Raw genomic sequence first — 26467 nt, forward strand, 5'->3', positions numbered from 1 at the left:
GATCAACCCAATAAGAGGTAAATGTTATGACTAAAATTCTACTTTGCTGTGCTGCTGGTATGTCAACCAGCATGGTTGTTAAAAAGATGCGTGAATCTTCTATCAATAAAGGTATTCAAGTACAGATTGATGCTGTCGGACTGGAAGAGTTTGATTCACATCTTGCGGAATACGATTGTTTTTTACTGGGTCCTCAAATCAAATATAAATTAAATGATTTTAAGGTTAAGGCTGATCAAGCAGGTAAGCCGATCGCGGTCATCAATCAAATGGATTACGGCATGATGAAAGGCGAGAAAATCTTAGCTGACGCATTGGCGATGATTAATTAAAGAGGGCTATACAATGTCTAACAAATTTTTTGAATTTTTAGAAAATACGTTAACGCCGATTGCCGGTAAGTTCGCTGCTCAAAGGCATATTTGTGCTATCCGTGACGGGTTTATTGGTGCGATGCCTTTTATGATTGTAGGTTCATTTCTCCTTGTATTTGCTTTTCCGCCATTTTCTCCGGAAACCACTTTTAGCTTTGGCCAATGGTGGTTAGGGATATCAAAGCAATACTTCGGCGAGATCATGACGCCTTTCCATATGACGATGGGTATTATGTCTTGTTATATCTGTACCTGTATCGCCTATAACTTAGCAAAAACATACAAATTAGATGGGTTATCCATAGGTATGTTAGCGTTAATGACGTTTTTATTAATTTCTGCACCGATGGAAGAAGGGGCACTACCAGCCTCATATCTAGGAGGAACAGGGATATTTACAGCGATTATCATCTCTATTTTAGTGACCGAATTAGCTTACTTTCTTAACCGAAAAAATATTGGTTTTAAAATGCCAGAACAGGTGCCGGATAAGATTCGTGAATCATTTAATTTATTGATTCCTGCACTCGTTATTATTTTAACTATCTACCCAATTAATTTATTAGTGCAGCATGAATTCAACTTGATTATCCCAGGCGCAATCATGGCATTATTCCAGCCTTTAATATCAGCGTCTGACACACTTCCTGCTATTTTATTAGCGGTATTAGTCGCACACGTGCTTTGGTTTGCTGGTATTCACGGTGCCGCGATTGTTGGCGGTATTATGGCGCCTTTCTTCCTATCTAACCTAGGGGTGAATCAAGAAGCATTAGCTGCTGGCGTAGAGTTGCCGCATATCTTTATTGAATCATTTTGGTCTTTCTTTGTGACATTGGGAGGGTCTGGTGCAACATTTGCTTTGGTATTAATGTATTTACGCAGTAAATCTGCTCATCTCAAAGCAATTGGTAAATTAAGCTTAGTGCCTTCTATATTCAACATTAATGAGCCGATTATATTTGGTACGCCTTTTGTCATGAATCCAACCATGTTTATTCCCTTTGTATGTATTCCTATGGTGAATGCGACTATCGCTTATTGCGCAGCAAGTTGGGATTTAATTGGTAAATCAATTTCATTAGTGCCTTGGACGGCCCCTGCGCCAATTGGTGCAGCATGGGGAGCAGGTTGGCAAATCAATAATGCGATACTGGTGTTCATTCTTATCGGTATCAATATGGTCCTTTACTACCCATTCTTCAAAATTTACGAGAAACAGCTTGTGGCTGAAGAAATCAAAGAAAGTGAAGTCAACGCATAAGTATTAATCGTACATCTCAATTTTACATTTATTAGGCGCTTTTGCTGTAGCGCCCAATAAGTCGCGGGGTTTTATTATGGATTTAGAAATGACGGTGATGGAGTTAATCATCAATGCTGGCGAAGCAAAAAGTTTGGCAATGCAGGCGCTGAGCTCAGCGAAAAAAGGCGAATGGGCTGAAGTTGATAGTTTACTAGCGGAATCAACAGAAGCATCAAAGCGCGCACATAAAGTACAAACAGAGCTGATTGGTTTGGATGAAGGGGAAGGTAAAGTACCGGTTAATTTAATCATGGTACATGCTCAAGACCATATTATGACAGCGATGTTAGCACGAGAGTTAATTGAAGAAATTATAGATATTCATCGAAAATTAAAATGATTACCAATGTTGGCCTTAGCAGCATTGTAATGCATTAAATAATGAGGAGTGAACATGCAAAATAAATATTCTAACGGTTTTCCAAATGACTTTTTTTGGGGAGGCTCTACTTCAGCTTATCAGGTCGAAGGCGCATGGGACGAAGATGGAAAAGGCCCATCCGTGATCGATATGGGAAAAGTGGTGGAAGGGACAACTGACTTTAAAGTCGCCAGTGATCATTACCACCGTTATAAAGAAGATATTGCCCTGTTTGCAAAGTTAGGGTTGAAAGCGTATCGATTTTCTATCGCTTGGACGAGAATATTTCCGACAGGTGAGGGAGAAGTTAATCTAAAAGGGATTGAGTTTTATAATCACTTGATCGACGAGTTAATCGCTAAAGGTATAGAGCCTATTGCCACTATGTATCATTTTGATTTGCCACATGCGTTGCAAGAAAAAGGAGGATGGTCAAACCGAGCGACGGTAGAGGCCTTTACAACCTATAGTAAAACCTTGTTTGAAGCCTTTGGTGATCGCGTTAAATACTGGCTAACTATTAATGAACAAAACATGATGATTTTGCATGGTGATGCATTAGGAACCAAGCATGTTGATGCGAATAACCCGATGAAAGACCTATACCAACAAAATCATCACATGCTGGTGGCTCAAGCTAAAGCGATGTCGCTTTGTCATACGTTGTTACCTGAAGCCAAAATTGGACCTGCACCTAACATTTCGGTCATCTATCCAGCGTCATGTAAACCGGAAGACGTATTAGCAGCTAATACTTTTTCAGCACTTCGTAACTGGTTGTATTTAGATATGGCTGTGTATGGGCGTTACAACGTCACGGCATGGCACTTCCTCGAAGAACGTGACGCAACGCCCTCTATTGCTGCTGGTGACATGGAGATACTTGCAAAGGCAAAACCTGATTTTATTGCGTTTAATTTCTATAACTCGCAAACCGTTGCGCAAAGCGCTGGCGATAAAAGTGACATTAACTCTACCGGCGATCAACAAATTACGATCGGTGAGGTTGGCGCTTATAAAGGCGTGGAGAATCCAAATTTAGTTAAGAATGAGTTTGGGTGGGAAATCGACCCTGTAGGCTTTCGTACCACGATGCGTGAAATTTACGAACGTTACGCATTACCATTGATCGTCACTGAAAATGGTTTAGGTGCTTTCGATAAAGTAGAAGCAAATGGAGAAATTAATGACGATTATCGTATTGCTTATTTACAACAACATATTGAGCAAATGCAGTTAGCGATTAATGATGGGGTTGAGGTTTTTGGTTATAGCCCTTGGTCAGCCATTGATTTAATCAGCACCCATCAAGGCTGTTCAAAACGCTACGGTTTTATTCATGTTGACCGAGATGAATTCGATTTAAAAGCTTTAAAGCGCAGCAAGAAAAAGAGTTTTTATTGGTATCAATCGCTGATTACGAAAAATGGATTATAGATAAAAACGATAATTAAGCAGAGGCGTGCCTTTCATATACATAGCCTCTGAACATTTACTGAATAGTTAACTAGGAATACTCTATGAAATTTGCGCATGATTTTTTGTTTGGTGCAGCCACCGCCTCTTATCAGATTGAGGGAGCGTGGGATCAAGATGGTAAAGGCCCAACTAATTGGGACGAGTTTACTAAAATACCAGGTAAAACGTTTGAAGGCACGAATGGCGATGTCGCTATTGATCATTATAACCGCTATCAAGAAGATATCGCTTTAATGGCTGAAATGGGATTGGAATCATATCGATTTTCTATCTCTTGGGCACGTATTTTACCTACGGGTACTGGTGAGGTAAATCAAAAGGGCATTGATTTTTATAACAATATTATTGATGAATGTTTAAAATATGGAATCGTTCCTTTTGTGACGCTTTATCACTGGGACTTACCGTTGCCGCTAGAGAAAAAGGGCGCATGGTTAAACAGAGAGACCGGAGAAGCCTACCTTAATTTTGCTAACATTTGCTTTGACGCTTTTGGAGACCGTGTAAAACACTTTATTACTTTTAATGAAACCTTCGTATTTTGTAATTTAGGTTATTTAGCGGGGGCACACCCCCCTGGTATTCAGAATGATCCTAAAAAGTATTTTCAAGCTATACATAATGTATTTTATACCCATGCACAGACGGTGATTGCCTATAAAAATCTGAATCAGTTTGGTGAAATAGGGTTAAGTCATGTTTTCAGCCCTGCTTTTAGTGTGGATGATAGTGAAGAAAATCAATTTGCTACAGAGCATGCTAATCAATTTAATTTAAATTGGTTTTATGATCCGATTTTATTAGGTAAGTACCCTGAATATGTTGTTAAGCAACTGAAAGCGGAAGGTAATGAGCCTGATTGGACTGAAGCTGAATTGGCTGTAATAGCCGAAGCAGCACCACTCAATGATTTTATGGGACTAAATTATTATCAGCCAATGCGCGTTGAAAAAATCCAAGGTGAAGTTAAAAATCATGTAATGACGCGTGAGAACTCAACGGGATCGCCGGGGAACCCAAGTTATGATGGTGTGTATCGCACGGTAAAAATGGCAGACAAAAAATACACTAAATGGAATTGGGAAATCTCATCTCAGGGGTTCATTGATGGTTTAGTGACACTGAAAGCGCTTTATGGCGATGTTAAATTGTATATCACTGAAAATGGTTTAGGGGATGATGACCCGATTATTGAAGGTGAAGTCTGTGATATCGCACGTATTCACTACATCGAAGAGCATTTAAGTGCTGTGAAAGAAGCGATAAATCAAGGTATTCATATTAAAGGTTATTATGCCTGGTCAGCGATTGATTTATTAAGCTGGTTAAATGGATATAAAAAACAATATGGCTTTATTTATGTGGACCATAAAAATGATTTGAAACGTGAGAAAAAAGCGTCATTTCATTGGTATAAGAGCGTAATTGCTCATCGTGGTGAAAATCTATAAAAAATCAGTTTAATGTTATTTAACAGCCTATTCTCAAGAATGAGAGTAGGCTTTTTTGTTTAATCTCTTGTCGTAACATTCACAGGCATCACCGACTCTCTTTCAATGAGTAGGCCTTTATATTGGTAAGAATGCGTTGCTTTGGTTTCTTCACACAGCGTAATAGCGAGTTCGACAGCTTGTTTAGTCATATCTACAATCGGTAATTCAACCGTGGTTAACCTTGGCGTGAAAAACTCTGAGACGGGATCGTTGTCTATGCCAATAATAGAGACTTGTTCGGGTACTTTGATGCCTGATTCAGTTAAGGCTCGTAATGACCCTAGGGCCATACAATCATTAAAAGCAACAATGGCAGTGAATTTGATACCGTCACTGAGCAACTCTTTACAGGCTTGATAGCCGCTTTTCATATCATAAGCGCCGTGTTTAATTAATTTCTCATCCACGTTGATATCGAGTTGTTGCAATGAATGTTTGTAACCATTGAGCCGAGCTACCCCTGTTGGATTCATCATGTGGCCAGTAATACAGGCAATCTTGCGATGGCCATTGTCTAATAAGTGACTCATCATAAGCTTAACGGCATCTTCCTGTTGGAAGGAAACAGAATGAAATAGCTGTTCTGGTAAGTCTCGATTAATGACGACAATAGGGATGGTCAGTTGTTGATGTAAATGCTGAATATGGTCATCTGTTAAGGTTCGACTATAAAGTATGACCGCATCGCATTGCGCTTCTAGCTGCATAATCACTTCATATTCATAATCTGGATCATTATGGCCATCAGTAACTATTAATTGCTTATTAGCAAATTCAGCGCTTGCAGCAGCTTGCTTTAGTAACAAACCGAAATGAATACCGTCAAAATCAGACACAACGAGTCCAATGGTGTGGGTTTTATTAGTTGCTAAGGCTTGTGCTAAACGGTTAGGTCTATAGCCTAAAGATTGCATGGCAGAAAACACTTTTTCTCGAGTCGATTCTTTAACTTGTCCAGTGCCGTTAATCACTCTCGAGACTGTTGCTTTAGACACATTTGCTAATTTACATACGTCCAGAATAGTACTCATTCATTTTCCTACTTAAAGCCGTTAACAATAGTTATTTCCTAGGTTTCAATGAGAATAATACAGTATAAGTATTACCAATGTAACCGGTTACTTTTTTGTGATTGAAATATGATTTAATGTCACAAAGATACAAAAAAGAGGGGGGAAGGGGAGATAAAAGTAAACGTATGGAACCTATATTTACGGTTAGGCTAACGAGACTATAATTGACATAGTGTCATGTATTCTTAGCGTAAGAATTGACCGGTATCGTTTTGTATTAAATGAAATAAGCCCCATGATTGAGGCTTTATATTATGTTATCACTGAACGACAGATAAATTGAATGAGGGCTAGCGTAACCAATTGGTTTTACTGAGCTCTATGATTTCATTACCTTTACCATTAATTAAGGCTTTCATCATATATAAACTAAAGCCTTTGGCTTGCTCTAGCTTGATTTGTGGTGGCATAGCGAGCTCTTGTTTTGCGGTTTCTACTTCCAATACCACCGGGCCTTTGCATGCCATCATGTCTGCCATCGCTTGTGGTAGTTTTTCTGGATCGCTCACGTTAATACCTTTTAAGCCACAGGCTTCAGCTATATTTGCAAAGCTTGGGTTATCTAAATCCGTATCATCTGATAGGTAGCCACTGGCTTTCATTTCCATTGCAACAAAGCCTAATGAGCGGTTGTTATAAACAATGATTTTGATTGGTAAGTTGAGTTGTTTCAGTGAGAGTAAATCACCCATTAACATAGAGAAACCACCATCCCCACACATCGCAATGATTTGACGTTCTCGATCTAAGGATTGTGCGCCCATTGCTTGTGATAAAGCGTTAGCCATTGAGCCATGGTTAAACGACCCAATGATACGGCGCTTGCCATTCATGGTGAGATAACGAGCAGCCCAGACGGTAGGCGTACCAACATCACAGGTAAAGATTGTATCATCACTGGCTTGCTCATCGAGCAGGCGGGTTAAGTACTGTGGATGAATCAAACCGTGAGAGGTTTTGCCATTAGCGAGCAAGTCTAAGTCCGCACGGGATGTTTTATAATGTTTGACGCATTTTTCGAGATGCTGGCTACTTCGGCCACCTTTTAATTGTGTTAACAGAGCACTCATCGTATGTTTAGCATCGCCTAAAACACTATGGTCAACTTGCACATGCCTACCTAATGAAGCAGGCTGATTATCGATTTGTAAAATGGTACTGTTTTTAGGGTAAAAAGCTTTATAGGGAAAGCTGGTCCCAATCATTAATAATGTATCCGCTTCTTCCATGGCATGATAACCAGAGGAGAAACCGATTAAACCAGTCATGCCAACATCATAAGGGTTGTTGTACTCAAGAAATTCTTTACCGCGCATGGCATGCACTATTGGAGCTTGTAGTTTTTCAGCGAGTGCGACCACCTCATCATGCGCTCCTTTACAACCAGCGCCACATAATAATGTGATGTTTTTACTCTTATTTAGTTGGTCTGCCATCGTATCAATATCTGACTTTTCTGGCATATAAGTCGCAGGCTTTGGATGACTCCATTTAGCCGAGATGCCTTCAGGCATCGCTTTTAGGGCGACGTCACCAGGAAGCACTAATACGCTGACATCGTTATGTAAAATAGCTTGGCGCATGGCGGTTTCTAATAGATAGGGCATTTGCTCTGGATTAGAAACCATCTCACAAAATACACTACATTCTTTAAACAGTTCTTGCGGGTGTGTTTCTTGGAAGTATTGGCTGCCTATTTCTGAAGAGGGGATATGCGCGGCAATGGCTAATACTGGGACTTTGTTGCGATGACAGTCAAATAAGCCATTGATTAAATGAAGGTTTCCTGGGCCACAAGAACCTGCGCAAACGGCTAATTGTCCTGATATATGGGCTTCAGCGCCTGCTGCAAAAGCAGCGGCTTCTTCATGGCGAGTTCCTAACCATTCAATTTTACCCATTTTTCGTAAACTATCACTTATTCCATTGAGTGAATCGCCAGTTACTCCCCATATCCGTTCTATTCCTGCTTGGTCTAGGGTTTGAGTTATAAAACTTGCGATACTTTGGCTCATATTAAGATACTCCTCAGTATTAGATGTGAAGGTGTAAAACCTTTATTGATAGCCGTATCGTTTTTATAAAAAATGATACGTAAAATTATCATCCTCTTGATACATTGATTTTTCAAGACATAGATCACATTTTTATTTTTGTATCAGTTGCTTGTTTGATGAATCCATTGAGCTTTTTGATTAACGCTAGCGAGTTTGGTAGGTAGGGGGTTAAGAAGAAAATGATCACCATATTTTACTATGTTGCTTGGTCGAACAATGCTTTTGCATTTTATTTTAATTAATCGTACTACATGATGTAACGTTTACCTTTTTTATAATGGGCTTTTCCTTTATATTCAACCTTTCGCTTATTAAATACTGAATAGGCATTATGTATTACCCATCCTTGATGAGCTCTCTTTGTTTATTTAGGTTTTAACTACAACAGATAGAGAGTGGCTCTGTGATAACGACTATTAAACCTCTTTTTTTACTGCTAATGAGCTGTTTTTTATTAATGACAGGTTATGGGTTAAGTAATATTTTATTGCCTGTTCGTATGCAAAATGACGGCATTAGTATTGATAATATCGGTATGGTCTTGTCGATGTTATCTGTTGGTTTTTTGGTGGGGTCTTATTACAGCCGTAAACTACTTCAGCGCGTTGGCCATATTCGTATCTTTGCTATGTGTGGTAGTTTAACCTCTGTGGCTATCCTCCTATCGGGCCTTTTTCCTGACCCTATTTTATTAGCGATTATGCGAGTAGTGACTGGGTTCTGTATGGCTTGTACTAATGCGACTTTAGATAGCTGGTTGAGTTTTAGTGCCACCGAAAAAAATCGAGGAAGAATACTCTCCATCAATCAAATGGTGATCATGAGTGCACAATTTTTAGGCCAATTTTTATTAAATGTAGCGCCCATTGAAACCATGACGTTATTCGTCATTTCTGGCATTTTACTGAGCTTAGCTATAACGCCGATTGTCGTCAGTAAACAAAAAGGGCCTATTATCGAAGACAGTGAATCCATGTCGTTAATGATGATTATTAAATTGTCACCTCTTGGTGTTGTCAGTTGTTTTTACTGTGGTGTGTTTTATTCTGCGTTATTAAACATGCTACCTATTGTTGCCAATGATAATGGTATTAAAGGGTTTAACCTGTCTATCTTCATGGGCTCTGCGATTATTGGCGCGATTTTATTGCAATTTCCTGTTGCGTATTTATCTGATAATTTTGACCGCCGAAAAATCATGTTAGGTATGGTATTAACCATCATTACAGCAGCCGTCTTAATTCCTATTTTAATTTCGCTTAATCTGTTTTATTTAAGCTTGTTATCGATAGCCTTAATCACTGGGGTTGTCGCTTGCCTGTATCCAATGAGTATGTCTGAAACATTTGATAAAGTGGTAAAAGAACAAATTTTATCGGCAATGGCGTCGTTGTTATTTATCTATGCGTTAGGCAGTATTACAGGTCCTTTTTTAGCCTCCAAGGCGATGAAATGGTTTGGTAATGATGCCTTATTTAGCTTTATTGTTGTCTTTGCGATCAGTTTGTTAGCCTTTATTTTATTACGTATGAAACAACGCCCCGCACTGCCGCAAGAAGATCAAGACCATTTCGTCATGCAAACCCCTTCTGGTGTTATATCTGAACTTGATCCTCGAACGGATTACGTTGAACCTGCTTTTGAGCAAAGTGCAGAAGTGGATGTGGCTGTTAGCTTAGCGACTAAAAATCCTGGTATTGCGGTTAATATGGCAAAAGCAATTGCAGCGAAAGACCCACAAAATGCCACCCATTTGGCAGCAGCATTAAGTACCATTGAAGAGATTAATATTGCTAAGCTATATGCTGCTATTACCACTGCTGCCCCTGAAATGTCTGTACATATCGCGGAAGCGTTGACTACGGCATCTCCCGAGCAAGCTGAAGAGCTGGTGGATTGGATAACCAATGACCATCCCGATCAACTTGCAAATATCATTGTTGCTATCGCCAATGCAATGCCTGATAACGGTATTAGTGTGATGGAGCATGCTGCTGAAAATATGTTTGATGAAGACCCATCGGTGTTGTTAGAAATGACTGAACAATACATGACAGAGTTTTCTGACTCTTTAGATGAAATGCGCCCGGTTGATAGAAGTGCGGCTGCATCAGAACAAACGGCTGCGGATCTTTACACGCGTTTAAGTGATATCTCCCCGGAACATTCTGCTGAGCTTGCCCTAACAGTCTCAGAAGCATTACCTGAATCTTCGAATGCAGTGGCAGAAGCTTACATCAATAACTTGGTAGAATCTGATAATGAACAAGAAGTAGATGCAGAAGCGACTGAAAATATTGAGGAAGCCGTCAGTGACTACCTAACTCATGTTGTAGAGAATATGCCTGAATATGCGGTTGATGTAGCGAGTACTATTATTGACTCTGTACCTGATGTTGCCTCTGAGATGGTAGAACTACTGCAAGAGTCGGATGCGCTTGATAGCGATGAATTAACCGCCTCTATTGATGATAAACCAGAAGAAAATACCATCGAAGAACAGTTGTTCGATGCCGTTCAAACACAAACGACAGAGTCTACCAGTAATAAATAATCGTCTATTGTTGAAAGCTAAGTCGAGCAGGGCAAACTGATACAAAAAAGCCAACTTAATTAAGTTGGCTTTGCGTTAAAGGTATTAATGATCTGTTAACGTTTAAGCATCATTAATGCATGTTTTTATTGACCATTTAATTTAAGTGCAGAGAAGGTCACGCTATTGTAGTCACCATTCTTTTTATCGACAGCAAAGTCTCCTGTGCCCGCACAACCTGGACCCCAAACAGGGTGTGTATCATTCACGCTACATTGTCCGTATGCGCCTGCTTTAAAGTAGAAAGCATCTTGTGCATAACCCATTGGTGAATCCTTATCGTCGATACCTTTACTCAGGTCGATATCATAAGTCACTTCTTTATGGCGTGCTGTTGTAAAGGTCAGGTGCATAATGTCGCCCTTAACATCAACAACATAGCTGAATTCTTCACCCATTTTGATACCGGCTTCACCTGGCTCTTCTAAATTCTCCCATGTGTTACCCCATACTGGATAAGCAATATCAGCACGATTTGGATCTTTTTTAGCTAGATTACGTTCATAGTTCCAAAATACTGAACCGTACTCATGCCCAGGAAACTTTTTAAAGAATATTTTTAATGGTTCGTTACCATGTCCAAAGCCAGTTTTTGCTTTGATTTGATCGTCGTACTTTTTAGCATGAATTTGGCCAACCACCACTGAGTGTGCTGCTGGTCTTTCAGGAAATTTAGCATGTTCAGAAACATGATTTACTTTTAACGTTGCTTCTAGAGTCCCGCCTACCTTACTGTAATCTGCTGCATTTTTATTACTTTCAAGCGCGAAATTATTTAATGGTGCAGCAGTATCAATATGGAACATTGCTCCACGTGGCATTTGGCGTAATTCAGAACGCGCATTTTTAGAGTTCTTGGTGGTGACGGCTTTGTTTTGCACTTCAAACACCAAGTTGCCATCTTTATCTAAGAAGAAAAAATCTTCATGGGAGTAGCTCATCATAGCTACTCCTTCAATCTCATCAACTCGACCATCTTTATTGATATCGGCTGGAATGGTTATTTTCCAGTTTGTCATATCAAATTTATCAGCAGGAACTGGGTACGATACGCCATTACCAGCGACATCAGCGAGAGCTAACGTAGGTAAAGATAGTAACAGTGAGCCAGCAATCATTAGGTTGGTTTTCATTTTTATCACCTCATTATGTAATATTGTCACACATAATAGCGGGGTAAAAAGTGAACAAAAGCTCATTGCCTTGGATGTGTTTAGTTGATCACATAGCAATAAGCAGATCTTATGATGGGATCAAATATTTTAACCTAGACGGTCAATATTGTGAGAGTTTGATCTCATTCTAATGTTATACCAATCATGCTAATTAATAGATGTTAGTCATACATTAATTTCTGTGCTTTTTCTTGGTCGAACTCTTTTAGAGATTTTCTAGCGAGTTGTCTAAAAGGCAATGCTTTTACGATTTCTTCAAAAGGTTGTATTGCAAAGGCCCAAAATATAGAAGCATCTAATCCTAAAATAAGAAAAGCACACAAAGGGATTGATATAACCCATTGACCTGTAAAGTTTATTTTAAAAACAGCCGTGGTTTGTCCTACTGCACGTAGAATGTTGCCATGTACCGTATTGTAACCTCGTACTATCGGTAAAAAGATATAAAGCGGTGCAATAATCGTGAGAGCTTGGTAGGTTGCCTGGTCTAACTCTGGATAAATTTGATCTATAAATAAACTTAATATCGCAAACAACACGGCACATAATACTGAAATCACTACAGCGATATCGATACTGGTATCCACATTCTTGACTAAATCATCCATCTTTTTCGAACCAATTGCTTGGCTAACTGTGATTGCTGAAGAGTGTGACCAAGCTGCGATAAACTGAGTACCAGCACGGATCCATGGCATTACCAAGGTGATCGCTACATAGGCATTAATTGCCAATTGCGAGTACAGTAATTGATAGATCGTGGCGCCAATAAGCAGGATCGTCACATTGGCAGCAACAGGGAATATTTCGATAAAATGCGCACGTATATTTGCTAGCATATTGCTATCATTTGATGGGGGAGTAAAGGTGAAATCAGAGTCAAGGTGTATATATAAACCCAAATATATCATACGCACAGTGATAGCAATGACACTACCTATTGCAGCACCCTGAACTCCTAAACCCACGCTGTTTATTTCAGCTGATAGGTGATAACCATGTATTAATAAGTAAGAGAGAATGGCATTAATCGGTAGCTCAATGAGGTAACCTTTAAAGGGAACTTTGGTTTTACCTAAGCCATTAAACAGTGCAATCATCACCTGCGTAATTGCCGTGAACAGGATGATATATTTAGAGATATTAAGGTACTCTGCAATCTCTCGATGCAAGTTCATATCATCGGTTAACAAAGCAATTAAAGGGCGGTCAAACAGGGTTAATATTGCCCAAAAAATGACTGCGATAGCGCCATTAATGAAAAATCCAGAGCATAATCCTTTATTGAGCGATACTTGATTATTAGCACCCACAGCTCGACTTAATACTAACTGTGTACCATTTGCTAAGGCCATTTGAATCCCTAAAACAGCCGCTACAATGGTGGTGGCAATACCGATTGCAGCCAGTGGTATTTCACCTAAAGGCGATACAAGTAAGGTATCTATCATTAACATAGATTGCATTAATAGACCGTTTAGCGCGAGAGGCCAAGCAAGTGAAAAGTTCTTTTTTACATAGGATTGGGAAGACACTGATAAACCTTAACTTAACTCTTACATTGCTGACATGAGTTAATGTAATCGATGAAAATAGACGGTGAATGGCATATATTTCAATTATTACGGGTATGATTTTATGTTGATAAAGAAAGTGAGACAATCAAAATAGATGCTAATTAAGTAGTATTGTACTATTTTATATCTGGATCGATCAATTTCATTATCTGGAGATTGTGAAGCAAATGCTTATTTATCGATTAATTTGAACGATCGTTCTTAACTAGTTATAGTGTGTTAGTATAAACCATATACAGTCGTTGTATGTTCAGTTTATTGACTGCAAAAGAGGTAATGATGAGTAAGAAAATTCAATTAGATATCGTATCAGATGTTGTTTGTCCGTGGTGCATTATTGGCTACAAAAATTTACAAAAAGCAATTGATGAATTAGGTGTTGAAGAGCAAATTGAGTTGCAATGGCAACCTTTTGAATTAAACCCTAACATGCCAGCGGAAGGACAAAATTTACGAGAGCATGTTGCTGAAAAATACGGCTCGTCATTAGAAGAAAGTAATCAAGCTCGAATTAATATCGGTCAACGTGGTGCAGAAGTTGGTTTTAATTTTAACTTTTTTGAAGAGATGAAAATTGTTAATACCCGTGATGCGCATATTTTATTAGAGTATGCCTATGAAAAAGGTAAACAAACGGAATTGAAATTGGCGCTATTTAGTGCCGCGTTTACTGACCAAAAAGATGTCTCTAACAGAGAAACACTATTAGCTGAAGTCGTGAACATAGGTTTAGATGGTGAGGAAGCATCTGCTCGTTTAACAACACAAGCTTACCTGGATCAAGTCGTTGACAATGAAAGATATTGGCAAGGGTTAGGTATTTCAGCCGTGCCTACAGTTGTATTCAACCGTCAAAGTGCGTTATCTGGTGCACAACCTGTAGAAGCTTATAAACAGGTGATCACTGAGTTATTGGCGGAAGCTTAAATTGACTAGGTTAGGTTAAGTATTATCATCGCTTAACCTAACTTTTAGTCGTTTATTAAGGCTTGTAATGCAGTTTGGTTTTTTAATAAAGCTTCAAATTGTGCAGCCGGTAAGGGTTTACTGAACAAGTAACCTTGGGCAAACTCACAATCTATACTTTTAAGAAATTGCATTTGCTCCTTGTCTTCAACCCCTTCACCTACTACTTTCAAATTCAACGCTTTTGCCATTGCAACAATCGCCATTACCAGTGATTTATCTGATTCGTTTTCAGCTAAATTCATGATAAAACCACGATCTATTTTTAATTTAGAAAAGGCATATTTTTGTAGGTAACTTAAGGCAGAATAACCGGTACCAAAGTCATCAATACTGAGTTCGACTCCCATGTTACGTAATGTTTGCAACATTTCAAATAACTCTCCTTCTTGATTAATAATGAGGCTTTCAGTGACTTCGACATCTAAGCGTTCAGGTGGTAAATCAGCGGTTTTCAGTACATTTTTGATATCAGAAAGTAGTTGTTTGCAGTTTCTAAATTGCACACTAGAAAAGTTAACGGCAATTTGTAACGGTGTAATACTTTGCCATTGTGCCGCTTGGTTGACTGCTGTCTGTAAAGCAAAGTTGCCTAACTGATCTATTAAGTTATTTTTTTCTGCGACGGCAATAAATTCATCAGGTGGTACAAAGCCGAGTTCACTATCGGTCCAACGCATTAAGGCTTCAGCGCCTATTATCTTGTTGGTTGTAAGGTCAATCAGCGGCTGATAATACATTTCAAGGTTATTTTCCTTGAGCGCTGCGTGCAAGCGTAAGTTGATGGCTACTTTGCGGTTCACCTCGTCATTCATCTTAGGTTCAAAGAAATTAAAGTTATTACGGCCATTGCCTTTTACTTTATACAAAGCCATATCCGCACATTTTAATAGTGTTTCGGCATCGTCTGCGTCATCAGGGTAAATTGCTAATCCTATACTACTGGATGTATGGAAGAGATGTTTTTCTATTTGAAAAGGTTGTTCAAAAAGGTGGTGCATTTTAACCGCTATTTGAGTCGCTTCCTCGAGTCCTTCTAGGTCATTAATCACTACCATGAATTCATCGCCACTTAATCGCGCAACGGTATCTGTTTTGCGTAACGCTCCACGTAAACGTAGGCTGGTTTCTATTAATATTTTATCGCCGGCCGCATGTCCTAAGGTATCGTTAACTTGTTTAAAGTTATCGAGATCTATATACATGAGTAATACTTTTTTATGATTACGTTGTGAACGAGCGATAGCATAATTGAGTTTTTCTAAGCTGTAACTTCTATTTGGAATGCCCGTTAGCGAATCATGAGTGGCTTGATAGGCTAATTTTTTCTCAGAAAGCTCACGCTTTTTAATTTCATTTTCAAGCTCAGAGTTATGCTTTGATAGTTGTTGACGACGCTTTTTTGAGTCACTAATTTGATGGTGAAGTTGGGCATTTTTGTGCTCAATATAAAATAGGTAATATAAAGTTAAAAATACTGGGAAGCCTAATAAAGAGATCACCACCACAAACCATTTCGAAGTAAATAGGTCATTGTGACTAATATCTTCAAACCAGGCTTCAATAATAAAAGGTGCACCTATTATCTGTTCTTTTAAATGAAAGCTATGAATTAAGTCATTGTGATGATGTAGGTCTGTGTCTTCGGCATGTGAAGTGGCGGCTAAGGAATCCCATATAAAGAGATCGCCTTTAGTGCTTCGTAGTGTGATATGGCTGCCACTGCCTTCATATTCTAAGGTCGTAAGCAGGGATGTCATTTGCGCTTTATTAAATTCAGCCACTAGTAAAGCAATGGGATGATTATGAAAGTAAACAGTCGTTGATAAACGGATTATTAAGGTATCGTTGATTTCATTAACCAGTAATGTTTGTTTTGATTTCTGTAATTCAGAAATATTGAGGTCTTGATAGTTAAATGGGAGCGTACTGTTACTATCAGCGATGATATTTTTATTTAATTCAACTAGAGTCACGCGAGAGAACACTGGGGTGAGTTTGTCTTGTGGGGAAATTAATTGTCTTTCGATCATTTCTCGCAAGTTAAATAGGCTTGCACCTAATCCATAGGTCATCGACATACCCGCGCTTTTATTCGCGAAGAAAGTGATTACTACTTTATCTTCAGATGCAATTAATAGATTATGCTTGGCAAGTTTAAAATAATTACTTAGTAACTCCCCGTAATGACTGATTCGTAAGTGAAGCTCATTGTCTCTTGATTCTTCAAGTTTATTTTGACCTAGGTTGGTTACTGTTAAAATAAGTAATAGATATCCGGCAAGGGTTACACTTGCAATCACGAGAGTCTTTTTTTGAGTAAACCAACGAGGCATAGATGTCCTTACTGTGATTTTGTGTTAAAAAAATCAGGATAAAAATAGAACACAGAAGGGTAATATTTCTTAACTAATAAATTATATTCACCACTGTTTTGAATCTCTTTAAGATATAGATTAAATGCATTTCGTAGATTTGGCGAGTCTTTACGGAAGACAACGCCCATCTCTTGGTTTTCTGAAATCGGGCCAATCACCTTAGTTTTACCCGGCCACTTCTCTAATGCGATTAAAATGTCAGGCACATCCAGTAAGGTTAGTTCAGCATCATTGTTTAAGATAGCAGGGATCATCTCACTTAATTTTCGTTCTGTTACCGGCAGGATAATTTTAGCGTCTGTATTGTATAAGTTATATAGATCAGGGTCTAAACAGGTTTGTTTCATTGCTAAGACTTCACGGCCTTTTAATAAGCCTTTTACCGTTTTGATGTCTTGTTTAATTGAATCTGATGGCGTAATAGGCTTAAGTGTTGAGTCTGCTCTTGCCATTAACCAAACGGCAGAAGGGAAATAAGGGGTAGAAAAATCAACGACTTCTTTTCTCCAAGGCAATATAGTTGCCCCTGTGGCCAGTATATCTCCTTTTATCTCATGCTGAATGTGTCCTTTGACGACGACATCATTGACATAGCTTGCATTACGTCCGGTGAGTAGCGTGATTGAGTTATGCCAAGTTGCTTCAACAAATTGGTATCGTAAACCTAAATGTTCAGCAAATCTTTGCATTAATTCAACATCCAAACCACTTACTAGCGTCTTGTCACTCTCTTTATAAATATTAATGAAGTTTGCATAGGGAATGCCAATATGTCGTAACACACCGTCTGCTTTGATTTCTGCTAAGTCGCGAGCATGACTCACTTGACTATAAAAGCCTAAAGTGAGCAGAAACATTGCCAGCCACTTAAATTTAGTATTTACCATAAAAAGGACCTTGGAAGAGAGAGAATTATTTTACGTTTTCTTTATTATACCTCTTAAGGGTAGGTTGTAAAAGCCACGATTGTGAAGTGGCTTAATGATTTAGACCATGCTGTTAAATACATTTTTCATGGCTGTTATTAAGTTATCTACATCATCTTCGTCATGGAAAAGGTGAGTGGATATCCTTAAGGCATGAGTATCCAAGGTATCACTCTGTTGCACCTTAAAATCAGTGGTGCGGATAATAAAACCAGTTTGTTCACGCAATGCATCTCTAAATGCAGTGAGCGTATCTGAATCATTCACATCTGCAAATGGATTAAAGCTGGTGATGGCACTAGCTAGTTCATCAATATCTGGAGAGTAGATGACAGCATCCGGAAAAGCAGACTTAATCTGTTGTTTACAACGTTTACTAAGCGCAAGTACACGCTCTTCAATTACATCTCGCCCAATCTCATCCCACATTGCACAAGCATCAGCCAATGCTTGTTTAGCTGGATAGTTATCATTACCTATATATTGTAATTGTAATTGCGCACCAAGGTAGTCTGCATGGCCTAAGGAGGAGTTAATAAACCATAATGAGGTATCACGGTCAGACCAATATTGATCTAGGCGTTGTGCACCGTTTAAGACAAATAAAATGCCTGTTGCGCCTGGTCCACATTGCCATTTATGTCCTGAACCAGCATAAAAATCACAGCCAATATCATGCAGATCAAGGTCCAACATACCAATTGCATGCGCACCATCAATTAAGGTGGGGATTTCGTTCGGTATGGCGACTTCTTGGCAAATTCGCTTAGCAGGTAAACGAGTCCCAGTTTTGTAAGTAATATGTGAGAAAGTAATTAAGCGGACTCGACCTGAATACTCGCTTACGGCATGGGTAAAGAGATCAACAAATTCTTGCTCAGTAATGTTTTCATCTCCAGTATCTACTGGAATATCTAAATAGATAACCTCTACACCATAGCGTTCGGAAACAACATGTAATGGCGATTCTGCAGCAACATGCTCATGGTGAGTTGTTAATATTATATCGCCTGATTCAAATTGCAGACCGTTTAAAATAGAACACATGCCATCCGTTGTATTGCGACTAAGAATGATTTCATCTGCATTTGCACCTAAACCAGCCGCGATACTCGTACTCATTTCTGTGGTATAAGGCCACTCTCCAAATTTGTCTTGCATATCCCATGGATTTTCAGCCACACTGAGGTTATTGGCATAATAATTCTTTAACACACTACTTGGCATCGAGCCGGTGGTACCCACATTCATGTAGGTGGTGTTTTTGTCCAATACAAACTGTTTTTTTACTTTATTCCAGATCGATTTATTGTGGCGAGCGTTGTAAGACTGGTGGTTATTTTTGGCGTTTGCTGTGCTGGGTAATAAGCCTGCAGTGATACCTGCTGCGGCGATGCCTGAGGTTACTTTTAAGAAATGTCGTCGTTCGTTAGACACTGCTTTATCTTCAATCATATAAAATCCCTTCAGTTAGATGAAAATATAAGCATAAAGGAATTAATAAGAAAAGCGATGATGCTTTTATGAATTTGACTGTAACATACTGAAAGTTATGGTTAGACCTCAGCTCTTTACCTTGGTCATCATTAACGGACAACTGCTGATTTAGTGGCTTCTGTTTGCGAGATTTAATTTAAATGATTTGTAAAATATCGAAATCATGAACTTTATTATTTATGGTCATGCTGACTTCTGCATCAATTTTTTGACCGAGTAACATTGCCCCAATCGGTGATTCTGGTGTGACGACTAACACAGTATGTTGTTGCCATTTGAGTTTTACACCGCCTGCTACAGGACAAATAAACAAGTACTTAGCTTGAGCATCTTGATCAACTAAAACCACTAAGGAGCCTAATGCTCCTTTTAATGAACTTCCTAATGGCAAGCTAATACAAGCATCGATATCTGCTTGGCATTTTAACGCTCTTTGAGATTGTCCATGGGCGAGATAAGCTGCTTCAAGGGCTAATGTATCATATTGGTTTTCAGCAATATTTTCTTCATTAGTGGCCGTTTCATGTGCGCTTTTTGCTGCAGCTTGTGCGTTATTTAGTTGCTGCTGCAAATGGGTCATGAGTTGCTGGTGTAGCTGAATTTTGTTCATTTTAAAATCATTAAATAGGGCTAGGTTTACAATGCTCGGATTATACCTAGCCTATTTAAGAATTGATTGTGAAAATCTTATTTTCCAGCTTTATTTAGTCTTTATCTTTCAAGTATTGCTCAATATTGACGCTATCGATTTGCGATGCATGCAAATATTGTTGAGCATATTGTAAGTAGGTACCGCTGCTTAAGAATAACCTAAATATCGCTAAATTGAGATGTTTATCCATGGTGATTTGATATAACACATCGATAGCTTGGCTTAATGATAAGGTCGCTTTAACGGGTGACTTAATGGTTGTTAAAGCGATAAAAATATCACTGAGAAACATAATATGCTCAGCTATACTCAAATCAACCTGTGTAGAACTTTTAGGGTAAGCAATGGCCGTCAATCGACTATGATACATAGATAAGTCAATAACAGTGCTTTGACTTTCTGCATTAGACAGTGCATTCAGCATGTTTTTAATTGAGCTAAGTTGTTGTTTTGCTTCCTGAGCTTGCTCTACTGTTGCAGTGCCTTGTTGAATCGATAGTTGATAAAATTCATTACCATGAGTTAGTGCGTTGTTAGTCGTGCTAGGTTGCTCTAGTTGACTGGTTAATTCATGGTTTATTAAATACTCGGTCGCCGGTAACTTCTGCTTTTTCATGGCAAGGTTAATGGCTTCAACCGCTGATAGTCCGAGACTGTTATCAAAGTAACGTAACCATGTTTTTTCGCTCATCTGTTGTAAACGTTGGTGATCTTGGGGACTTAATGAGGTGTGTCCTTGGTTTAGTTTAGCCACAAACTCAAAGTCTCTCATCAGTTGCAGTTGTTGCTTAATGAGTTTTTCTTTTAGCGGTTTATTCTGCTCTGGATTCGCTCTACTTTCCTGATAATAATGTATTTCTGCATCTCTCCAAAGCACCTCAAAACGCATGCGGATCTCATGTATACGATTATAAGGAGTATCTAACTTCGTCCCTTTATTAACTAAGTCATCGGCATTTAAGTGTTGATATAAATGTGTCCAAGCCATTGCTTGAAAATGATTAAAAGCTGTTTCATTAGATAAAGTGAATGTTGAAAATTCAGGAGAGTGTGATTTACTCGCGGCGATTCCTAACAGGCCAGTTAATGTAGGATAACGATTAATTTGGTTATTGTTATTAAGTGCTTTGTTATCAATAATTTTAGCATTGAGCGAAGCAAATAATGACGCTCTTTCTTGGTGTTTTATATTTTGCTCTGCAATTATCTCACTCATCTCTGCGATTGTTATATTTAACGAATTTAACTCACGGAAACGGCTTGTTTTAGGCGTAAATTTCTTGTAATTATTTGACTTAGCAGCCTCTAACGAATGTATTAAACGCGTTAATGCTTTACTGATAGGTACAGTAAATAACCAGGATAAAAGGATTGATAAGGCTAAACAGGCTAACAATATCTCAAGAGATGTTTTTATACTAGGTAATAATAAAGCTTGTTTAGGTGTCAAAAATGCTAGGTAACTAGGGGCGTTTGTTTCTCCCTCTAGAGGCGTTAAATAAGCATAATAGTGCTGCTTCTCGATTTCGATTTGAGTTAATTGGTCAGTTGTTTTTGAATCAATTAAATCCATTAATAATGGGTAAGGGGAGTACAGTGGACTTTGCCATTTTTCTGCGTTTGAGGTGGCTAAGAGATGCCCTTTATTAGTGAATAGGTAAAGTTCATTATGTAAGTCAGGTGAGCTTATATCTTTTAACGCTTCACTGTAGTCAGCTAGTTTAGTTTCAATAGCAATAACCGCATTTATCTTGTTGACTTTTTTAGAGTAGGTTAGGGTTTTTTCTGTCTGCGAGGTAATTGCTAGTGGCACTTGCTGCGCAGCCTTGTACCATTCACTGGTCGTGATGTCGCCGGTAGTTATCTCTTGAAACTTGCTGAGGAAATGGAACTTGTTATCGAAATACAGCTCTTCACGAATCGTTTCTGTTGCGTTTTTCTGAATCGAGACAAGCAACCACTTTGCCTGTTTTACTTGATGAATATATTGTGCACTTTGTGGTTTGTCTAAAGCCACCAGTTTTTGCAAATTGCCGTTTTTAAAGCCTACAGAAAGTGATTGATAACGTGTTTGTTGGTTCAGTATTTGTGCAAAACGGGTAATGGCACTAGGTGTGAGTCGATTATTAACACTGATCATCTGTGAATTAGATAAAGCGGTGAGTTGCTCATCCATTTGCAGTTTATTTTGTTCTGTACGCTGAGCTATTTGAGCCGCGGTATATTGATAACTTCGTAAACTGCTGTCTTTAGCTAACTTTTGACTATGATAAAAGTGTAAACCCACTGCAACGACGCTAATTAATAAACAGGAAAATAAAAAGGCACTAAATAACCGAACACCGATCGACAGAGTTGCTTTTGTAGCAGATTTAGACATGACTTTTCCTGATATTAATACGATTATTCCTAACAAAAGTTCAAGGTGCTAGGTACTGGTTAATAGGTGAAATACACCCAAATAAGGTGGTTCGATTTAACTCTGTATCAGACCATTAATATCTATTTTTGTTCGCATTGTTTTTACTAATTTTTGCTATTAGTAATCACCTTAGGAACGGGGGAATATAAGGGAGGAGAAGTGTATGGAAGTTGGCAAATAAAGAAAACACTATTACCCAGTAGCAGATGGATAATAGTGCTTATAGATCAGTTATTTATTCTTGTTTACTTTGCCACTCTTTGGCTTTGTTAATCAGTGGCACGATACTAGAGCCTTGAATTAAGATTGAAAACAGTACAACACCGTAAGTCATTACTAGGATAATCTCACGAACATCGATATTCTTTTCAGGGATCACCCAAATACCAGCAGGCACAGCCATTGCCATAGCTAGGGCTAAACCACCACGTAACCCACCCCAAGTTAAAATACGCACAGAGTAGGGGTTATAATGACGGAAACGGTTAAAGCCAACATAAGATAAGCGAATACTCAGATAGCGTGCCAACAATACAACCGGAATAGCGATTAACATGATGATCCAGTCTTCTTGATAGAAGCTGAATTGCAGCATGCTTAAACCGATTAACAGGAAGAGTAGACCATTTAAAAATTCATCCACCAGTTCCCAGAAATGATCTAGTTGCGCCTTGCTCTCCTCTGAGAATCCGGTTTTTCTGGTCCAGTTACCAATCATGATACCTGCTACAACCATTGCTAAAGGAGCTGAAACGCCAATTAATTCACCGAATACATAACCAGCTGTTGGTACGCCAATAGTAAATAATAGTTCCATTGCATGGTCGTTGGTTGCACTTATTAAGTAGTGGAACAATAGCCCTAATGCAAAGCCATATACAATACCGCCAATCGCTTCATGCAAGAACAACATAGAGACATTGCCTACCGTCAATGGCTCACCAGAGAAAGCGATATTGAATATAGTGACAAAAATGACCAGACCAAAACCATCATTAAACAGTGACTCGCCCTCTATTTGAGTAGAAATACGTTTAGGAGCATTTAACTTTTTAACAATAGCAAGTACGGCGATGGGATCTGTAGGTGAAATCAGGGCGCCAAACAATAAACAGTATATAAGGTCAAGAGGTAGTCCAATTAACTGGCAAATATAGTAGAGCACAAAACCTACAAAGAAAGTGGAGAATAGTGTAGCGCCTAAAGCGAGCACAGTAATCTCCCATTTTTGATCTTTTAAGCTTTCTAATTTAATGCCTAAACCGCCAGCAAATAATAGAAAACCTAATAAACCATTTAATAGAAAGTGTTCAAAATCTATCTCTGTTAATTGAGTAACGGCAACTTCTCTTAATTGAGTAAAACCATTTTTACCCGCGATGATAATAATCAGAGATAACAACAAGGATCCTGCTGTAATGGCAATGGTACTTTGCCATTTTCCTAACTTACTATTAATTAGAGTGATCAGCATTGCAGCTGCAGCGAGGAAGCATAAAGTGGCGTAAACGGACATAGTGATAACCTGAGGTGTAAAGGAAATGTAAATATAATGCTAATTAGTCGTAAATACTATGGCTTGTTGATTATTACACTGCTTGTTTGACTGTTTTTTAAACAAAAAGAGTGTGAATAATGAATATAAATCATTTCATTATTAATTGTAGATAGAGAGTTAAATGTGATCATGGTCACTAAATATATTGAACTTATCTTGAAACGATCCTATGTGCCGTTTTTTGCTTGTGAGAGATCGACCATTGCCTACGTGCTAGATCCTTACTTTAAATAAAGATTTTTAGGTGTTACATAAATGTAATTTAAGTATAACTGATTGAAAATAAAGTATTAGTTTTTTTTCGTTCAATGAGTTATGTATTTATTTTATTTCGGATTGGTCTTATTCACTCAATGCATCGTACTATTTCTCCCGCAAACAAGGACGTAGACGATTAACAGGATGTTAATCAGCAACGGAAAGCAGGAAACAACAGGATGTTGTTACTTAGGTAAATAAGGATTATTTATCTAGTCAGGATGACCAAAGGACACTTCAGGATGAAGTTAGATAAGCAGGAAGTTTATCGTTAAGGAAAAGCAAGGACGAATTACAGGATGTAAAAGGACACCTTCCAAGGATAGGGAGCAGTTAATAAGCAGGATGTTTATTAAATAAGGATGTGTCACGGAAGAAACCAGCAGGATGTTGGCTTGATAAGCAGGATGTTTATCGTATAAGGATGTAAACAGGGAAGACGCCCAAAGGATTTGGGAAGAGGATGCCTAGTATGGCAATAGTCAAAAGGATGTTTTGCATGGAGCAACTTCTATCACGGACTTGATAGTGAGACTAAATTAGGGCAGCTTCGGCTGCCCTTTCCTGTTTCTGGGCTTAAATATTTTAAATACCTACCATTTCAATAATACCAATTGCTACTTTCAACATTGATTATTGTTCAGTCAAAACGTACCCTAAACTCTTTTTTATAGGTGTATCAATATGGCTACTTTCTATGCAGTCGAAATTCCTTTCAATTATCGTAGCACCTGTTGGTTTTGTGGTGAACCTAGTGATAAGAAAATAAAATTTCCTCAGTATGATTACGAAATCAATATTTTAGATCATTTACCCCTCACTATACCTAGCTGTAAAGAGTGCTCAAGTATTGTTAACCGCTCAGCGTTTACGTCTATTTATCATTACCGTGATGCGATTAAAAAAGCATTAACCAAAAAGCATCAAAAAGTATTAAGTATCGGATCTAATTGGACTAAAAAAGAGTTAGAAGAGTCTGAGTTAGAGGGAAGTGCTTTTGAAGGATTTAAACGCAGTGCTTGGCCTATGTTCGAAATGATGCAAGGTCGTATCAATTATCAAGGGTGGCCTTTAGTGGTTAACAATCAGTTATTGGTTGTTGATAGTGATAATGATAGTTTTGAGTTTGATGGTGTTATCTATGTTTCATTGGATGATGCTGTTACGCATGCGGTAAAAACCTTTTTCCTAGATGAAGCCTTATTTACTAGGGTGTTGAGTGTGTTAGGTAAAAATAAATTTAGCCAGGCGATACGTTTATGTCGTTTATACCCTAACTTAACAGCAAGCAACCGAGAAGATGTGTTTTTAGAGATTCTAGATAGTATTGGATTGTAATCTCAATTATTCTTATTAAGAGCTCTATTTTTACGAAAAGTCGGATCCGTTATTTAATATACTTGGCATAAGCTGGTTGGTAGATATTAAGGAAATTACATGAGTACAACTAAAGATAAACAAGATCCAACGAAAAAAGAGTCCGAAGAAGAGTTACAGGCTTGGTTAGATGCTGTGCATTTTGGTAGTTGTTGTAGTGACCCTTTACCAAGTAATGAAGAGTCTAAGCAAACTAAGACCTGTTCTACAAATGCTAAGAAAAATGAACAAGATAATGATTAAATTTTATTGTATTAAAAAGCCTAATAATGCGGTGATTATTAGGCTTTAACTGACTTTTTAATCGAATTATTATTTAACTTGCTTATTACGACGAGCCAACCCAAAACCTAACAGACATAAGCCTAATAACGCGGCTCCTGCTGGTGCTGGAACTGATGATAATGCTGTTGAAGAGAACGAAACATATGTCTCTGATCCATTTGCAGTGATTATCCATTCAGCAGCTGTATCATCAAACCCTACTGCACTAATAATACCCGTTCCCATCAATGTTACATCGATGAATGTACCAGCAAGGTCTACAGTATTGAGTAGAACACTTGTAATTTCAAAGGTAAAGTCACCAACTGTCCATAAAACTGTAGGCAAAGCATCAGAAATGTCGAAGTCTGTAAATGCTGCTGTTGTGCCATCTAAACCAGAAAAATCTCCGGTTTGAAGGAACGAATCGTCGCTAACTGTAATCGTATTAAACGTCACGGTTTCAACTGCTAGACCAGAACTGTCTACAGTAACAACACCTCCACCAGTAAAGTTAATTGTACCGTCGATTGATATCGCTGATGCAGTGCTTGTCGCTAATAAAAGTAAAAACAAGCTAGTTATTCGTATTATTATTTTCTTCATGTCTCCCTTCCTTATTTAATGGATTATTCCATGTATACAAATAAAGCATAATTAGTACCAAAAAGATCAAATTTA

Annotated in this window: 20 protein-coding genes; 9 read left to right on the forward strand and 11 right to left on the reverse strand. The window is 38.3% G+C overall.

Translation table 11 applies throughout. The features are described from left to right. Positions 1-26: 26 nt before the first annotated feature. The 5 genes from DS885_RS13200 (at position 27) to DS885_RS13220 (ending at position 4971) form a co-directional block, all read left to right on the forward strand. Positions 27-332, forward strand: a complete 306-nt coding sequence (locus DS885_RS13200) for a PTS sugar transporter subunit IIB (protein WP_113819895.1) — start codon at positions 27-29, stop codon at positions 330-332. Between the two features lie 13 nt (positions 333-345). Then, on the forward strand, positions 346-1638 hold the full coding sequence (locus DS885_RS13205; RefSeq protein WP_113819896.1) for a PTS sugar transporter subunit IIC: 1293 nt from the start codon (positions 346-348) through the stop codon (positions 1636-1638). A 76-nt stretch (positions 1639-1714) separates the two neighbouring features. Beyond that, positions 1715-2020 (forward strand): PTS lactose/cellobiose transporter subunit IIA, encoded by a 306-nt coding sequence (locus DS885_RS13210; RefSeq protein ID WP_113819897.1) that lies wholly within the window; start codon positions 1715-1717, stop codon positions 2018-2020. A 54-nt stretch (positions 2021-2074) separates the two neighbouring features. Continuing rightward, the gene (locus DS885_RS13215) at positions 2075-3478 is read left to right on the forward strand and encodes a glycoside hydrolase family 1 protein (protein ID WP_113819898.1); all 1404 of its coding nucleotides are present in this window, start codon (positions 2075-2077) and stop codon (positions 3476-3478) included. A gap of 83 nt (positions 3479-3561) precedes the next feature. Continuing rightward, complete coding sequence (locus DS885_RS13220) at positions 3562-4971, forward strand: glycoside hydrolase family 1 protein (protein WP_113819899.1); 1410 nt, start codon at positions 3562-3564, stop codon at positions 4969-4971. Between the two features lie 59 nt (positions 4972-5030). Here the strand turns inward: DS885_RS13220 and DS885_RS13225 are convergent, their stop codons facing one another. Both DS885_RS13225 and poxB read right to left on the reverse strand, forming a co-directional pair. Continuing rightward, positions 5031-6044 carry a LacI family DNA-binding transcriptional regulator gene (locus DS885_RS13225; protein ID WP_113819900.1) on the reverse strand — a complete coding sequence of 338 codons (1014 nt, stop codon included), beginning with the start codon at positions 6042-6044 and terminating at the stop codon, positions 5031-5033. 332 nt (positions 6045-6376) lie between these two features. Then, positions 6377-8101, reverse strand: a complete 1725-nt coding sequence (gene poxB, locus DS885_RS13230) for a ubiquinone-dependent pyruvate dehydrogenase (protein ID WP_113819901.1) — start codon at positions 8099-8101, stop codon at positions 6377-6379. A gap of 445 nt (positions 8102-8546) precedes the next feature. Between poxB and DS885_RS13235 the strand changes: the two genes are divergently transcribed. Next, positions 8547-10697: an MFS transporter gene (locus tag DS885_RS13235; protein WP_258546911.1), complete on the forward strand. Its 2151-nt coding sequence runs from the start codon at positions 8547-8549 to the stop codon at positions 10695-10697. A gap of 125 nt (positions 10698-10822) precedes the next feature. On the opposite strand, the gene DS885_RS13240 is transcribed toward DS885_RS13235, so the two are convergent. Next, positions 10823-11869, reverse strand: coding sequence for a polysaccharide lyase family 7 protein (locus DS885_RS13240; protein ID WP_113819902.1), 1047 nt, complete (start codon positions 11867-11869; stop codon positions 10823-10825). Between the two features lie 203 nt (positions 11870-12072). Next, positions 12073-13446, reverse strand: a complete 1374-nt coding sequence (locus tag DS885_RS13245) for an MATE family efflux transporter (protein WP_113819903.1) — start codon at positions 13444-13446, stop codon at positions 12073-12075. A 321-nt stretch (positions 13447-13767) separates the two neighbouring features. Between DS885_RS13245 and DS885_RS13250 the strand changes: the two genes are divergently transcribed. Then, on the forward strand, positions 13768-14415 hold the full coding sequence (locus tag DS885_RS13250; RefSeq protein ID WP_113819904.1) for a DsbA family oxidoreductase: 648 nt from the start codon (positions 13768-13770) through the stop codon (positions 14413-14415). A 44-nt stretch (positions 14416-14459) separates the two neighbouring features. Here DS885_RS13250 and DS885_RS13255 read toward each other — a convergent pair whose 3' ends face one another. The 6 genes from DS885_RS13255 to DS885_RS13280 all read right to left on the reverse strand — a co-directional run bounded on the left by DS885_RS13255 (position 14460) and on the right by DS885_RS13280 (position 23845). Next, positions 14460-16790 carry a putative bifunctional diguanylate cyclase/phosphodiesterase gene (locus DS885_RS13255; RefSeq protein WP_113819905.1) on the reverse strand — a complete coding sequence of 777 codons (2331 nt, stop codon included), beginning with the start codon at positions 16788-16790 and terminating at the stop codon, positions 14460-14462. A gap of 8 nt (positions 16791-16798) precedes the next feature. Beyond that, positions 16799-17719, reverse strand: a complete 921-nt coding sequence (locus tag DS885_RS13260) for a transporter substrate-binding domain-containing protein (protein ID WP_113819906.1) — start codon at positions 17717-17719, stop codon at positions 16799-16801. Positions 17720-17818: 99 nt separating this feature from the next. Next, positions 17819-19213 (reverse strand): aminotransferase class V-fold PLP-dependent enzyme, encoded by a 1395-nt coding sequence (locus DS885_RS13265; RefSeq protein WP_113819907.1) that lies wholly within the window; start codon positions 19211-19213, stop codon positions 17819-17821. A 178-nt stretch (positions 19214-19391) separates the two neighbouring features. After that, a complete protein-coding gene (locus DS885_RS13270) occupies positions 19392-19865 on the reverse strand; it encodes a transcription elongation factor (protein ID WP_113819908.1) in 474 nt (157 codons plus the stop codon). A gap of 94 nt (positions 19866-19959) precedes the next feature. Beyond that, positions 19960-22287, reverse strand: a complete 2328-nt coding sequence (locus tag DS885_RS13275; protein ID WP_113819909.1) for a hypothetical protein — start codon at positions 22285-22287, stop codon at positions 19960-19962. Positions 22288-22564: 277 nt separating this feature from the next. Then, a complete protein-coding gene (locus DS885_RS13280) occupies positions 22565-23845 on the reverse strand; it encodes a cation:proton antiporter (RefSeq protein ID WP_113819910.1) in 1281 nt (426 codons plus the stop codon). Between the two features lie 984 nt (positions 23846-24829). On the opposite strand from DS885_RS13280, the gene DS885_RS13285 reads away from it, so the two are divergent. Together DS885_RS13285 and DS885_RS13290 are read left to right on the forward strand one after the other, a co-directional pair. Then, positions 24830-25483 carry a hypothetical protein gene (locus DS885_RS13285; protein WP_113819911.1) on the forward strand — a complete coding sequence of 218 codons (654 nt, stop codon included), beginning with the start codon at positions 24830-24832 and terminating at the stop codon, positions 25481-25483. A gap of 99 nt (positions 25484-25582) precedes the next feature. Next, positions 25583-25765 carry a hypothetical protein gene (locus tag DS885_RS13290; RefSeq protein ID WP_113819912.1) on the forward strand — a complete coding sequence of 61 codons (183 nt, stop codon included), beginning with the start codon at positions 25583-25585 and terminating at the stop codon, positions 25763-25765. A 69-nt stretch (positions 25766-25834) separates the two neighbouring features. Here DS885_RS13290 and DS885_RS13295 read toward each other — a convergent pair whose 3' ends face one another. Then, complete coding sequence (locus DS885_RS13295) at positions 25835-26392, reverse strand: hypothetical protein (RefSeq protein ID WP_113819913.1); 558 nt, start codon at positions 26390-26392, stop codon at positions 25835-25837. Positions 26393-26467: the final 75 nt, after the last annotated feature.

The sequence above is a fragment of the Psychromonas sp. B3M02 genome (assembly GCF_003318165.1).
In the GTDB taxonomy this organism is placed as follows: Bacteria; Pseudomonadota; Gammaproteobacteria; order Enterobacterales; family Psychromonadaceae; genus Psychromonas.